General features: G+C 66.7%; 13 protein-coding genes and 1 other RNA gene. 10 read left to right on the top strand and 4 right to left on the bottom strand.

Annotated features, from left to right (window positions below):
- Nucleotides 1–16 precede the first annotated feature (16 nt).
- Nucleotides 17–994 carry an amino acid ABC transporter permease gene (locus tag ACPEEZ_RS09540; protein WP_423917992.1) on the bottom strand — a complete coding sequence of 326 codons (978 nt, stop codon included), beginning with the start codon at nucleotides 992–994 and terminating at the stop codon, nucleotides 17–19.
- The gene (locus ACPEEZ_RS09535; RefSeq protein WP_423917989.1) at nucleotides 995–1963 is read right to left on the bottom strand and encodes an ABC transporter substrate-binding protein; all 969 of its coding nucleotides are present in this window, start codon (nucleotides 1961–1963) and stop codon (nucleotides 995–997) included. It lies immediately after the preceding gene.
- Between the two features lie 171 nt (nucleotides 1964–2134).
- On the opposite strand from ACPEEZ_RS09535, the gene ACPEEZ_RS09530 reads away from it, so the two are divergent.
- Both ACPEEZ_RS09530 and smpB read left to right on the top strand, forming a co-directional pair.
- Nucleotides 2135–2890 carry a helix-turn-helix transcriptional regulator gene (locus ACPEEZ_RS09530; RefSeq protein ID WP_423917986.1) on the top strand — a complete coding sequence of 252 codons (756 nt, stop codon included), beginning with the start codon at nucleotides 2135–2137 and terminating at the stop codon, nucleotides 2888–2890.
- Between the two features lie 79 nt (nucleotides 2891–2969).
- Nucleotides 2970–3446 carry an SsrA-binding protein SmpB gene (gene smpB, locus ACPEEZ_RS09525; protein ID WP_423917983.1) on the top strand — a complete coding sequence of 159 codons (477 nt, stop codon included), beginning with the start codon at nucleotides 2970–2972 and terminating at the stop codon, nucleotides 3444–3446.
- Nucleotides 3447–3465: 19 nt separating this feature from the next.
- Here smpB and ACPEEZ_RS09520 read toward each other — a convergent pair whose 3' ends face one another.
- Nucleotides 3466–4035 carry a helix-turn-helix domain-containing protein gene (locus ACPEEZ_RS09520; RefSeq protein WP_423917980.1) on the bottom strand — a complete coding sequence of 190 codons (570 nt, stop codon included), beginning with the start codon at nucleotides 4033–4035 and terminating at the stop codon, nucleotides 3466–3468.
- A gap of 78 nt (nucleotides 4036–4113) precedes the next feature.
- Here ACPEEZ_RS09520 and ACPEEZ_RS09515 point away from each other — a divergent pair, with 78 nt between their 5' ends.
- The 4 genes from ACPEEZ_RS09515 (at nucleotide 4114) to ACPEEZ_RS09500 (ending at nucleotide 7617) form a co-directional block, all read left to right on the top strand.
- Complete coding sequence (locus ACPEEZ_RS09515; RefSeq protein WP_423917977.1) at nucleotides 4114–5094, top strand: NAD(P)/FAD-dependent oxidoreductase; 981 nt, start codon at nucleotides 4114–4116, stop codon at nucleotides 5092–5094.
- A gap of 81 nt (nucleotides 5095–5175) precedes the next feature.
- Nucleotides 5176–5553, top strand: a transfer-messenger RNA (tmRNA) gene (ssrA, locus tag ACPEEZ_RS09510).
- A gap of 107 nt (nucleotides 5554–5660) precedes the next feature.
- Nucleotides 5661–6659: a GDP-mannose 4,6-dehydratase gene (locus ACPEEZ_RS09505; protein WP_423917974.1), complete on the top strand. Its 999-nt coding sequence runs from the start codon at nucleotides 5661–5663 to the stop codon at nucleotides 6657–6659.
- A 4-nt stretch (nucleotides 6660–6663) separates the two neighbouring features.
- On the top strand, nucleotides 6664–7617 hold the full coding sequence (locus tag ACPEEZ_RS09500) for a GDP-mannose 4,6-dehydratase (protein WP_423917972.1): 954 nt from the start codon (nucleotides 6664–6666) through the stop codon (nucleotides 7615–7617).
- Between the two features lie 21 nt (nucleotides 7618–7638).
- On the opposite strand, the gene ACPEEZ_RS09495 is transcribed toward ACPEEZ_RS09500, so the two are convergent.
- Nucleotides 7639–8409: a lysostaphin resistance A-like protein gene (locus ACPEEZ_RS09495; protein ID WP_423917969.1), complete on the bottom strand. Its 771-nt coding sequence runs from the start codon at nucleotides 8407–8409 to the stop codon at nucleotides 7639–7641.
- 118 nt (nucleotides 8410–8527) lie between these two features.
- Between ACPEEZ_RS09495 and ACPEEZ_RS09490 the strand changes: the two genes are divergently transcribed.
- From ACPEEZ_RS09490 to ACPEEZ_RS09475, 4 genes are read left to right on the top strand one after another with little or no spacing between them, the layout of a single operon-like run.
- Nucleotides 8528–9967 (top strand): polysaccharide biosynthesis tyrosine autokinase, encoded by a 1440-nt coding sequence (locus ACPEEZ_RS09490; protein WP_423917967.1) that lies wholly within the window; start codon nucleotides 8528–8530, stop codon nucleotides 9965–9967.
- The gene (locus tag ACPEEZ_RS09485; RefSeq protein WP_423917964.1) at nucleotides 9964–10557 is read left to right on the top strand and encodes a low molecular weight phosphatase family protein; all 594 of its coding nucleotides are present in this window, start codon (nucleotides 9964–9966) and stop codon (nucleotides 10555–10557) included. The genes ACPEEZ_RS09490 and ACPEEZ_RS09485 overlap by 4 nt, the downstream gene beginning before the upstream one ends.
- The gene (locus tag ACPEEZ_RS09480; RefSeq protein WP_423917961.1) at nucleotides 10554–11504 is read left to right on the top strand and encodes a hypothetical protein; all 951 of its coding nucleotides are present in this window, start codon (nucleotides 10554–10556) and stop codon (nucleotides 11502–11504) included. The genes ACPEEZ_RS09485 and ACPEEZ_RS09480 overlap by 4 nt, the downstream gene beginning before the upstream one ends.
- A complete protein-coding gene (locus tag ACPEEZ_RS09475) occupies nucleotides 11498–12982 on the top strand; it encodes a sugar transferase (RefSeq protein ID WP_423917959.1) in 1485 nt (494 codons plus the stop codon). The genes ACPEEZ_RS09480 and ACPEEZ_RS09475 overlap by 7 nt, the downstream gene beginning before the upstream one ends.
- The last annotated feature ends 227 nt before the right edge of the window (nucleotides 12983–13209 follow it).

Below are 13209 nucleotides of genomic sequence, written 5' to 3'. Positions count from 1 at the left end.
ACAGGACTGGATGCGCTCACGGTGTGCTCCTCACGAGGGGTGCGCGGCCGAGGTCGGCGGCGACTTTGCGGCGGAGCGACCGGGCGCCCGGCGTGCCCCCGGGTCGGCGGTCCTGCCGATCGAAGCTGCGCTCGAGGTAGTACTGCCCGACACTCGCCACGCTGACGATGACCATGTACCAGATCGCCGCGGCGATGAGGGTCTCCATGACCTGCAGGTTGAACGACGAGATGTTGTTCGCGGCCTTGATCAGCTCGAGATAGCCGATCACCGACGCCATCGCCGTGCCCTTGAGCATGTTGATGAAGTCGTTGCCGGTCGGCGGGATGATGACGCGCATCGCCTGGGGCAGCACGATGCGACCCATGCGCTGCATCGGCGTCTGGCCGATCGACTGCGCCGCCTCGATCTGGCCCCGGTCGACGCTCTTGAGGCCGGCCCGGACGATCTCTGCCATGTAGGCGCTCTCGTTCAGCGCGAGCCCGAGGAAGGCGGCGACGAACGTCGTCATGATGTCGTTCGTGCTGACATCGATGAACGTCACGTCAGTGAACGGGATGCCGAGCTGCAAGCGGGGGAAGATCAGCGCCAGGTTGTACCAGAGCAGGATCTGCAGCAGCACGGGCAGCCCACGGAACAGCCAGGTGTACCCGGCCGCGAACGCCTGGGCCACGGGGTTCCTCGAGATGCGCATCAGGGCGATGACGACGCCGATGATCACGGCGCTCACCTGCGCCACGACCGCGAGCACGATCGTGCCGACGAGCCCCTGCAGGATGATCGGCGAGATCACGTAGTACGGGATGTCGCGATACGAGATGTTGCCCTGCGACGCCCCGATCACGAGGGCGACGATCAGCACGACGATCACGATCGCGCTGATCCACCGCCCCCAGTGCTTCAGGCGGACCTGAGGCAGCAGCTCGCGAGGCGACGAGGAGGCGCGGGTCCCGTCGCCGGGACGGGCGCCGGTCGCCGAGGAGGGGGCCGCCACCTACTTGCCGCCGTTGACGGTCGCCTCGGTGACACTGCCCGAGGTGATGCCCCAGGCCTTGAGCACGTCGGCGTAGGTGCCGTCGGCGATCAGCGAGTCGAGCGCCTCGGCGATGGCGTCGCGCAGCTCGGGCTGGTCCTTGTTGACGCCGATGCCGTACGGGGCGCCGTCGATGACGTCGCCGGGCACGACCTCGAACGCGTTGCCGTCTTGCGTGGTCTTCGAGATGTAGACTGCGCTCGGCAGGTCGTTCACGATCGCGTCGATGCGGCCGGTGCGCAGCTGGGTCTGGTTCTGGCTGTCGCTGTCGGTGACGGTGATGTCGAGGGCCTTCTCGCCCTTGGTCTCGCAGGTCGCGCTCGTGGTCTCGGCGAACGTCTGCTGGCTGGTGCCGGTGACGACCGCGATCTTCTTGCCGCACAGGGTGTCGGGGCCGGTGATCTTGGCCGGGTTGCCTTTCTGCACCATGAGCGTGATGCCCGAGGTGAGGTAGTCGACGAAGTCGATCGTCTTCTGGCGCTCGGCCGTGTCGTTCATGGCGGCGATCGTGACGTCGACGCGGCCCGACTGCAGGCTGGTGATGAGCGAACCGAAGTCCTGGTTCTTGTAGTCGACGTCGAGGCCGAGCTTCTTACCGATGGCGGTGATGAGGTCGTGGTCCGAGCCGATCACGGTGGAGCCGTCGGCCGCGTAGAAGTTGTTCGGCGCGGACTGCACGTTCGAGCCGACGGTCAGCGTGCCCTTGTCCGCGATGGCGGAGGGCACCTTGGCGGCGAGGGCGTCGTCCTTCGAGACCTCGTCGAGGATCTTCGACGTGTCGGGCACCGTCGACGACGAGCTCGTGGCGTCACCCTTGGCGTCTCCGGGCTGAGGAGCGCTGGGTCCGCCGCAGCCGGTGAGGGTCAGGGCGAGCGTGAGGCCCACGGCAGCGGTGCTCCAGAGAGCGGTGGCGGAGCGGGTTCGGGTCATGGTGTCGCCTTTCGTGAGCGTCGTCGGTCATCGCAAGCTAGCCGATTTCTCGGCGTGATGAGAGAAAATTATCACAGTGCGATAAATCTGTTACATCCCGGTAATCTGTGGAGGAGTCGCACCGCGCCGATCAGGCACCGATGCGCTCGCACGAATTCGGAGGGCCAGCCCATGTCGACAGAACCGAGCGCGACGAGCGTCGACCCCACGCGCGAGCTCCGGCCCGAGTTCGCGCCCTACCTGCCGCTGATGGATTTCGTCGCCCAGCTGCTGGGCCCCCGGGCCGAGGTGGTGCTGCACGACACGAGCGATCTCAGTCGCTCCATCGTCGCGCTCACCAACGGTCACGTCAGCGGCCGCACCGTCGGCGGGCCGGCCACCGACCTCGTGCTCAAGGTGCTGCAGAACCACGAGCACGACGACCGCGACTTCCTCGCCAACTATCTCGCGCAGTCCCGCACCGGCGGCACGTTCCGCTCGTCGACGTTCTTCATCCGCGATGCGACCGGTGGCGTCGTCGGCATGCTCTGCGTGAACATCGACGACGAGCCCCTCACCCGGGCCCGCGATCTGCTCACCGCGATCACGGCCACCACCGGTCTCGTCAAGGGCATGCCGGCCGGCCCCGGCGGCGACGGGCAGACGAGCCGAGGAGGCACGGGTCGAGATCACGACCAGCCCGCGGTCACCGAGCGCCTCAGCATCGACGTCGACGAGCTCACGCTCGACGGGGTCGAGCGGATCGTCGCGGCGCAGGGCGTGGACCCGCATCGGATGACGCCGGACGAGAAGATCGCGGCCGTCCGCGATCTCGAACGCTCGGGGGTCTTCCTGCTCAAGGGTGCCGTCGCGCAGGTCGCCGAGGCTCTGCACGTTTCGGAGCCGACGGTCTACCGCTACGTGAAGCAGGTGCGGCGAGGCGACTGACGTCCCGTATACTGATGGGCTGCCGCGTTCGCGGTGGCATCACCAGAACGCATCAGCGGCAATCAACCAGGAGGCACTCGTGGCCAAAGAGCAGGGCGAGAAGGTCGTGGCCACGAACCGTCGTGCGCGCCACGACTATCTCATCGAGGACACGTACGAGGCGGGCATCGTCCTCAGCGGCACCGAGGTCAAGTCGCTGCGGCAGGGGCGGGCGTCGCTCGTCGACGGCTACGCGTTCGTCGACGCGGGCGAGGCCTGGCTGGACGCGGTGCACATCCCCGAGTACACCGAGGGCACCTGGAACAACCACGCCCCGCGACGCAAGCGCAAGCTGCTCCTCCACAAGCAGGAGATCGTCAAGATCAGCCACAAGACGCAGGCCGGCGGCTACACGATCGTGCCGCTCAAGATCTACTTCACGGATGGACGTGCAAAGGTCGAGATCGCCGTGGCGAAGGGTAAGCGCGAGTACGACAAGCGGCAGACCTTGCGCGAGCGCACGGCGACGCGCGAGGCGCAGGCGGCCATCTCGGCTCGCAAGCACCTCGGCGAATAGCCGACGTCGCGCTGTCGCGCTAGTCCGTGCGGGGCAGCGCCTCCGTCGCGACGGCGACGTGCATTCGCTCGCCCTGCGGCCCGAAGATGGCCAGTGCCTCGACGTCCGAATCGCCGGTCGATCCGATCCAATGAGGCAGGCGTGTGTCGAACTCGGCCGCTTCGCCGGCCTCCAGCACGGTGTCCGTCTCGCCGAGGACCAGTCGCAGCCGACCGCTCAGCACGAACAGCCACTCGAACCCGGTGTGTGTCTGAGGCGTCGGCGTCGTGTCGCTGCGACGGATCGACATCTTGACGGCCTGCAGCGTCGACGCCTTCCGGGTGAGGGGTTGCAGCACGCGCCCGTGTCGGACGACCGGCGCGCGATGGACGCGCGGATCGACCGGGCGGGGAGCACGCGCCAGCTCGTCGAGCGTCACCTCGAAGACATCGGCGAGCGGCAGCAGCAGTTCGAGGGTGGCGCGTCGTTCGCCCGACTCGAGTCGGGACAGGGTGCTGGGCGAGATGCCCGTGCGATCGCCGAGCTGCTGCAGGGTGAGCCCCTGGGCCGAGCGAAGGCTCCGGAGGCGCGGGCCGAGATCGTCTGTCATCCCACGATCATCGCGGCTCGTTGCCAGAACGGCAAGCACGCTTGCCGAAGTGTGACCAGGCTGCCTAGCGTCGGGGACATGCAGAACTCGACCCGTGCCTCCTCGTCCATCGCCCTGCCCACCTCGCCGATCGATCTCGCGATCGTCGGCGGGGGAGCGGCCGGCCTCAGTGCCGCGCTCGTCGCCGGCAGTGCCCGCCTGTCGACCGTCGTGCTCGACGCCGGTCTGCCGCGCAACCGGTTCGCCCACCGGCTGTCGTCGTATCTCGGTGCAGACGGCGTCGACCCGGCCGAGCTGCTGGCCCGCGGTCGGCGTGAGCTCGAGACGTATGGCGTGCCCGTGATCCCGGCCACGGTCGTCTCGATCACGGGGGAGATGGGCGCCTTCATGCTGACGACCGAGGCGGGCGACACCGTCCAAGCCGCGCGGGTCATCGTCGCGACCGGGCTGACCGATCGCCTCGCCGACATCCCCGGGCTGGCCGAGCTGTGGGGTTCGAAGGTCTTCCACTGCCCGTTCTGCCACGGCTGGGAGGTGCGTGACCAGACGGTCGTGTCGATCGCGACGGTGCCCGGTGCGACGCACGCCGCGATCCTGCTGCCGCAGTGGGGTGCGCAGGTGACCTACGTGACGAACGGCTTCGAGCTCTCCGGCGACGAGCGCGCGACGCTGACCTCGCGCGGGGTCACGATCGTCGACGACCGGGCCACCCGGGTCGAGCAGATCGGCGACGGGACGCGTGTCACCCTCGAGAACGGCGAGCCGCTCGACTCGGACTGGGTGCACGCCGCCTCGGCCGTCGAGCCCAACGATCATCTCGTGCACCAGTTCGGGCTCGAGACGGCCGCCAACCCGATGGTGGGCGTCGACTTCGTGGTCGTCGACGGCGACGGGGCGACGAGCGTGCCCGGGTTGTTCGTGGCCGGCAACGCGAGCGACATGGGCTCGCAGGTGATCCTCGCGGCGGCGGCGGGCTATCGATCGGCGATGGCGGCGATCCGCGGCAAGATCATGTCCGACGTCGCTGCCGGGCTGGCGCAGGCGACGCCCGCGACGTAGACTGAGAAGCTGCTGACGCCCGCCCCTAGGTCGGGCTCAGCGGCTTGGTAAATCAACAGTGTGTGACAACGGCCCCTTCACGGGGATGATCGGTTTCGACATCGCCTGTGTGCGAACGAGAAGCGGGCCGAGGATCCAGGGTTATCTCGTAAACGATCTCTGGAAAACAATAAGTGCCAATAACAAGCGCACTGACTTCGCTCTCGCTGCGTAAGCAGTAGAGCCACATGAAGTCCGTCAGACCGGTGACCGCCTTCTAACCGGAGCCTGACGTCATCTAGAGGGCTTGCTGCGTGACTACGCCTGGGGGTCACGCGGGACTTGCACTCGGGCTGGGCTCGTCGACCTAGAAGCCAGTAGCAAAGGTCGGGGCCGAGTAGAACGTCTCATCTGGCTACGCCCGTAGAATGCGTGCAATCTCAGCGATGGACGGGGGTTCAATTCCCCCCATCTCCACTCGTGGCCGCTGTCACACACTGTGCTTCCAGCGAAACGGCCCCGCCGCACGTCGTGCGACGGGGCCGTTCTGCGCGCGTGGGCCGTACCCCTCCACTACTGTCGGGACCGTGCAGAACGCAAAAAGAGCATTTATCACGGGCATCACCGGTCAGGACGGCATGTACCTGAGCCGGCTGCTGCTGTCCAAGGGCTACGAGGTTTACGGCCTCGTTCGTGGGCAGAACAACCCGAAGATCCCTGTCCTTCAGGCGTGGGCGCCTGAGGTGAAGATCCTCACCGGTGATCTGCTCGACCAGTCGAGTCTTCTGCGTGCCCTCAAGGTGGCCCAGCCCACCGAGGTCTACAACCTCGGCGCGATCTCCTTCGTCGCCTATTCGTGGGAGAACGCGCAGCTCACGAGCCAGGTCACGGGTCTCGGGGTGCTGAACATGCTGGAGGCTGTGCGTCTCTACGCCGGCGACGACGTGTCCGCCGTGCGTTTCTACCAGGCGTCGTCATCCGAGATGTTCGGGCGCGTCCAAGAGGTGCCGCAGAGGGAGACCACGCTGCTCTGGCCCCGGTCGCCCTACGGCGTCGCGAAGGTCTTCGGTCACTACATGACCATCAACTACCGCGAGTCGTACGGCATGCATGCGTCGTCGGGTGTCCTCTTCAATCACGAGTCCCCCCTTCGCGGGCCCGAGTTCGTGACGCGCAAGATCAGCACGGCCGTGGCTCGCATCTCGCTCGGGTTGCAGGATCGCCTCGACCTCGGCAACATCGATGCCCAGCGTGATTGGGGCTTCGCCGGCGATTATGTCGAGGCCATGTGGCGCATGCTGCAGCAGGACGAGGCCGACGACTATGTCATCTCGACCGGTGAGACGCAGTCGGTCCGGAAGTACCTCGACATCGCGTTCGCACACGTGGGCATCGACGACTGGTCTGGCTATGTCCACCAGGACCCGGCCCTCTTGCGGCCCGCTGAAGTCGACCTGTTGATCGGTGACTCCGCCAAGGCGCGAACGAGACTCGAGTGGGCTCCCTCGGTCGCCTTCGAGGACTTGGTGACGATGATGGTCGACGCCGACCTGGCGATCGCGGCAAAAGAGAAGTCGGGCGCCTGACGCGATGCGGGTACTCGTCACCGGGATCGGCGGCCAGACCGGCAGCTACTTCGCTGAGAAGGCCATTGCTCGTGGGTGGGAGTGTGTGGGGCTGGTCCGCTCGCGTGACCAGATCGAGAACGGCCTGCCGACCGAGGTCCGTACTGTCGAAGCCGACCTTCTCGACCTCGAGGGCGTCGCTCGCGCCGTCCGGGACGAGCGCCCCGACACCATCGTGAACCTCGCCGGGCTCAGTTCGGTGGCCGCTTCGTGGCAACAGCCCGTCGAGACGGCATCGATCAACGGTCTGGCCGTGGCGAATCTGCTCGCGACCGTCAGCCAGCTAAAAGACGACGGTCACCCGTGTCAGTTCATCCAGGCCTCGAGCGCGGAGATATTCGGTGCGGCAGTGGATGCGATCCAGAGCGAGGCGTCCCCTCTCGCGCCGATGAATCCCTACGGCGCATCGAAGGCCTATGGTCACGTGCTCGTCGGCGCCTATCGCGCGACGGGCGTCCGGGCGGTCAGCGCCATCCTGTACAACCACGAGTCACCTCGACGGCCGTCTGCGTTCGTCACTCGCAAGATCACGCAAGGAGCGGTCGAGATCGCTCTCGGTCGCCAGGAGTATCTGGCCCTCGGCAACTTGGACGCCGCGCGTGACTGGGGCTGGGCGCCCGACGTCGCCGAGGCTCTCGTGTTGATGGTCGAGGCCCGGAGCTCCGAGGACTTCGTCGTCGCGACGGGTCGGGCACACACAGTTCGGGAGTTCGCCGAGGCTGCGCTGACGGCGGCCGGGCTCTCCGACGTGTCGACTCTGCTGCGGGTCGACCCGCGTTTCCAGCGTCCGTCCGACGCCCCGACGCTCGTCGGCGACTCGACTCGACTGAGGGACACTCTCGGTTGGAAGCCGACAGTGACGTTCGAGCAGATCGTCGAGGCGATGGTCGCCGAGGACTTCAGACTCGCTCGCGCCTGACCGATTCGGCTGGGGTCGATGTCACGCCCCCCACGTCGCCCACACGGCCAGCCCGTTGAACACGACGTGCGCGATGATCGCGCCGCCGAGGCGTCCTGTCGCGGCCGTGACGGCGCCGGCGAGCAGGCCGAACACGAACGTGCCGATCAGCGTCAGGACGAGAGTCGTGGTCGATTGAGGGCCGACGAGGCCGTGCATCAGGGCGAAGACCGCTGCGGTGAGCACGACCGACACGACCCCGGAGGCCGTCGCCGAGAGCCCCGCCCTCAGGTGGAAGACGCGGCCGAGCGACCGCTGCAACAGGCCACGGAAGAAGATTTCCTCGACGATCGGGGCGATCAGCACGGGCGCGACGACCGACAACACGAGCGTGGCCCCGGTCGGGCCGCCGTCGATCAGGGGCAGCGGTTCGAGCCCGGTGGCTCCAGTCGCGCCGAGGTTCACGATCGCGTCGATCACTCGTGCAATGAGGCCGATGCCGACGCCCCACAGGGCGTCGATGGGCCGGACGCGCAGCCCGAGATGACGGAACACGGCGCGCCGACCGACGCCCGTCCCCGCGAAGACGACCGCCGCCGCGAGGGGAATCCAGACCACGGCGTACGACGCCAGGAGCCGGACGAACTCCGGGAGGGCGGCGGGCTGAGAACTCAGCAGATCGGACACGGCGCTCGACGCGATCACGACGGCCACGAGGGCGAGGGCCGCGTACACGACGTCCCAGGCCGCCGACCTCTCGCGCAGCTGGGTGCCTGTGCTCTCGTCGCGGCTCGCGGAGCCATTCGATGTCATGGCCCCAAACTACGGGGCGGACACGCTCCCGCTAAAGGGCCGAGACGTTCTCATATGGCAGCATTGGGCTCACGTGCCTCGATCACAGGTCACGAGCACGATCACAAGGGAATCAGCCGTGGAGCTTCGCGACTACATCACCGTCCTGCGCAAGGGGTGGGTCTTCATCGTGGCGATGGTGCTCGTCGGTGTGGGGGCCGCCGCAGCGTACTCCCTCGTCAAGACACCCGACTACAGCGCATCCGCGCAGGTCTTCGTCTCCACGCAGACCAGCGGGAGCGTCTCGGACCTCGCCCAGGGCAACACGTTCACGCAGCAGCGGGTCAAGACGTACGCGAGTCTCGTGACCACGCCGATCGTGCTCCTGCCCGTGATCACGAGTCTCGGGCTCGAGACCACGGCCGAGCAGCTCGCGAAGTCGCTGACGGCCAGCGCGCCGCTCGACACGACTCTCATCCAGATCGATGCCGTCAGTGAAGACCCCGTGATGGCGGCGAACATCGCCAATGCGACCTCGCAGAGCCTCACGAACGTGGTGCAGCAGATCGAGTCGACGAGCGACACCGGCGGTTCGCAGGTCAAGCTCACGCGGGTGCAGGAGGCGCAGGTGCCGGTGTCCCCGGTCAGCCCGAACATCCCCCTGAACCTTGCGCTCGGCCTCCTCGTCGGTCTCGCGATCGGTGTCGGCATCGCTGTGCTCCGGCACACGCTCGACAACCGTGTCCGCAATGAGGGGGACGTCGAGAAGATCAGCACCGCCCCCGTGGTCGGCGGCATCGCCTTCGACCCCAAGGCCAGCTCGCGCCCGCTCATCGTGCAGGCCGATCCGCGCAGCCCCCGCGCGGAGTCGTTCCGGACCTTGCGCACGAATCTCCAGTTCTTGGATCTCGGCGGTCGGGCGCGCACCTTCGTCATGACCTCGTCCGTGCAGAGCGAGGGCAAGAGCACGACGGTCGCCAACCTCGCGATCGCGCTCGACAACGCCGGCAACCGCGTCATCGTGATCGACGCCGACCTGCGTCGTCCGAAGCTTGGCGACTACATGGGCATCGAGAGCTCGGTGGGTCTGACCGACCTGCTGATCGGGCGTGCCGACCTCGCCGATGTGGCGCAGCCCTGGGGTCGCGGTCAGCTGCACGTTCTGCCGGCGGGCCAGATCCCGCCGAACCCGAGCGAGCTGTTGGGTTCGCGCGCGATGCAGGAGCTGATCGCCCTGCTCGAGCAACAATTCGATTACGTGCTCTTCGACGCACCGCCCCTGCTGCCCGTCACCGACGCGGCGATCCTCTCGAAGAGCGCCAGCGGTGCCATCGTCGTGGTCGCGTCGGGCAAGACGCACAAGAGCCAGCTCGCGGGGGCGGTGAGCGCGCTCGAGGGCGTCGGTGCTCCCGTCGCCGGCTTCGTCATGACGATGATGCCGACCAAGGGCCCGGACGCCTACGGCTACGGCCGCTACGGCGGAGCGTACGGCTACGGAATAGACGACGACACCGAGTCGAAGGCGTCCAAGAAGGAGCGCACCCGCGTGGGCGTCGAGGCCCGTAAGGCCGCTCGATGACGTCGCCGCGTCCGTTCACGATCCTCACGGTCTGCACGGGCAACATCTGCCGCTCGCCGCTGGCCGAGCAGTTGCTCACCGCGCGCCTGGCCGACTCCGTGACGCCGTTCGTGGTCATGAGTGCTGGCACGATGGCGCAGAGCGGTCAGGCGATGGACGCGACGGCTGCCGAGATGTCGCGAGCGTACGGAGGCACGCCCGCCGATCACGAGGCGACCTACCTCACCGAGATGCTCGTCGAGAGCGCCGATCTCGTTCTGACGGCCGGGCGGGACCACCGGGCAGCCGCCGTTCGGCTGTCGCCCCGGGCCTCCCGACGCACGTTCACCCTGACGCAGTTCGCGCACCTGGTCGAGGGAGCCGATCCTGGGGAACTGGCCGCCGCCGAGGACCCGACACAGATCGTTAGGCTCATTGCGAGCCTGCGCGGCATGGTGGCCCCCTTCGAGCACGCTGATGACGAGGACGTCGTCGACCCCTACCGTCGCGGTCAGGCCGTGCACGAGCGTGCGGCCGCCGACATCGATCGGGCCGTCACCACGATCGTCTCGGCGCTGCGTGCCGGTGAGAGCAGTCGGGCCGACGCGTGAAGACCTCCGCGGGCAACGGCAGGCGGCCCCTCGGGGTCGTGCTTCTCGCGGCCCTCGTGATCATCGATGCCGTGCTGATCGGCGCGCTGCTGTTGAACTCCCGCAACGGACCGGCCGGCGAGGCCGGACCGATCCCCACCTTCACCCCGCTCCCCGATCCGACGTCGACGACCAGCGAGACCCCGTCGCCGTCCGCGACCGGTGCAGTCTCATCTGACGCCGAAGCGCCCGTCGCCTTCGTGGCGGCGCTCAGCGCGACGCAGGCATGGCGTGCGACCGCGGGTTCGTGCACGGCCGGCTCGGCCGTGATCGAGCAGACGAGCGATGGAGGCGCGACCTGGTCTCCGGTCGACACCACCGCGTTCGCGCCGAAGACCGTCCTGTCGCTCACCGTGACCGACGGCACCATGTCGGTGCTCGGGGGAGTGGGCGAGGACTGCACCCCGCAGCTCTGGTCGGCCTCGGCGCTCGCACGATCGGCAATGCCCCCGTGGACACAGGTCGCGCGCGGAGCGGATGCCGTGCCGTACGTCACGCCCGGCGCGTCGACGGTCAAGCTCAGCGCTGGCTCAGCCGATTCGCCGTGCACCTCGCCCGTGCGGGGGCTCGCGAGCGGTACGACCGATGTCGTCGCCTGCGCCGCCGAGTTCGCCACGAAGACGGGGTCGGCTGGGTGGGTCACAGTCGAGGCTCCTGGGCTGATCGATCTGGCGCTGACGGATACGGGCTACCTCCTCGCAGCGTCGCGTGTCCAGAACTGCGACGGTGTCGCGATTCAATCGGTCAACGCGCCGCTGACCGCGCGAAGCTTCCCGTCGCTCGTGGGCTGCGCGCCGGCCACCGATCTCGTCGCCGGTGGCACGGTACTGGCGACGACCGGCAATGCCGTCTGGCTGACGTCCAACGACAAGACCCTCGTGTCAGCCGACGGCGGCGCGACGTGGTGACCGAGGCTCCGTCGACCGCGGAGGTGCGGCAGGCGAGTTCTACGATCGGCTGGAGTAAGGCGTATGCCCGCCGTCTGCTCGTCACTGACGCACTTGTCCTAATCTGGGTCGTCTTCGGGGTTCAGATCGCCTGGTTCGGTATGGACACGGCCAACCTCGCCTTCCGAGGAAACCTTCGCGACGTCGCCATCAACTACACGGCCGTCTCGCTCATCGTGATCGTCGTGTGGCTGTTCGTCCTCGGCTTATACGGTTCTCGCTCCGATCGCGTCATCGGAACGGGTAGTACGGAATACAAGCTGATCTTCGATGTGAGTCTTCGCGTCTTTGGAGTCTTCGCTATTGCGGCGTTTCTCTTCCACATCGACCTGGCGCGCGGATACATCCTCATCGCCTTCCCGCTCGGCACCCTGACCCTCATCTTCGTGCGATGGCTGTGGCGGCAATGGCTCGTGATTCAGCGGTCGCAAGGCCGGTACTCGGCGAAGGTCCTCTTGGTTGGTTCCCGCGACTCCGTCGAACACTTCGCCCGCCAACTCATGTCGCAACCCTCCGCTGGATATCGCGTGGTAGGAGCCTGTCTACCTGGTACCAGCCCTCTGACGACCGGCCGCGACTTGGCCATTCCGGTATTCGGCAACTTCGACGAACTCGAGGCAGCGCTCATCGCGAGTGCTGCTGACACGGTGGTCATCACGAGTTCGGATGACCTTCCGCCGGAGCGTGTCAAGGAACTGAGTTGGAGTCTGGAGCCAGGCGGTCAACACCTCGTGATGGCGCCCAGCCTCACAGACATAGGTGGCCCGCGTATCCATACGCGTCCTGTTGCCGGCTTCCCCTTGATTCACGTCGAGACACCGACGTACGCCGGCCAGAAACTGTTCGCGAAGAGACTGTTCGACCTGATCGTGGGGCTCATGCTCGTTGTCCTGACGTCACCAATTCTGGCGATCGTCGCATTGGCAGTGAGGCTTACGTCTCCCGGACCTGTCTTGTTCTTTCAGGAGCGCATCGGGCTGAACGGAGACACGTTCCGGATGTTCAAGTTCCGCTCGATGGTCGTTGATGCAGAGAAGCAACTCCCTGACCTCTTGACGAATGTGCGTCAAGAAGGAAACCGCGTTCTATTCAAGATGAAGGACGATCCACGGGTTACGCCGGTTGGAGCCGCACTACGGCGTTTCAGCCTGGATGAGCTGCCTCAGCTGTTTAACGTTCTGCGCGGTGATATGGCCTTGGTGGGACCTCGCCCACCACTTGCACGCGAAGTCGAGCAATATGAGTTGCGCGTGCACCGGAGATTCTTGGTAAAGCCCGGTATTACAGGTCTCTGGCAGACGAGCGGCCGTTCGACCTTGTCGTGGGAGGACAGTGTGCGCCTTGACCTCTTTTACGTCGAGAACTGGTCCATGGCCGGTGACCTCATAATCTTGTGGCGAACGCTAAAAGCTGTCTTGGCTAAAGAGGGGGCCTTCTGAACATGGTGATTCAACGCGAGTGTCGCCGCAATCTGACGTGCCCAGAGTGGACCCGATGAGAGATCGGATAATGCGCGAGCTGAGAATACTCCGCGCCGCCCTGCTTTTTCGCCGTCATGGAGTGACCTACGGGCGCCGTCCCGTTGCACACCACTGGTTGCCCATCGTGAAGAACGAGGGCAGTATGTTTGTGGGTTCTCGCCTGACGTTGCTCGGAGCTGAAGCGA

Source organism: Frigoribacterium sp. 2-23 (assembly GCF_049601585.1).
In the GTDB taxonomy this organism is placed as follows: Bacteria; Actinomycetota; Actinomycetes; order Actinomycetales; family Microbacteriaceae; genus Frigoribacterium.
The sequence above is the reverse complement of the archived record's forward strand: the minus strand, read 5'-3'. Positions and strand labels throughout refer to the sequence as shown.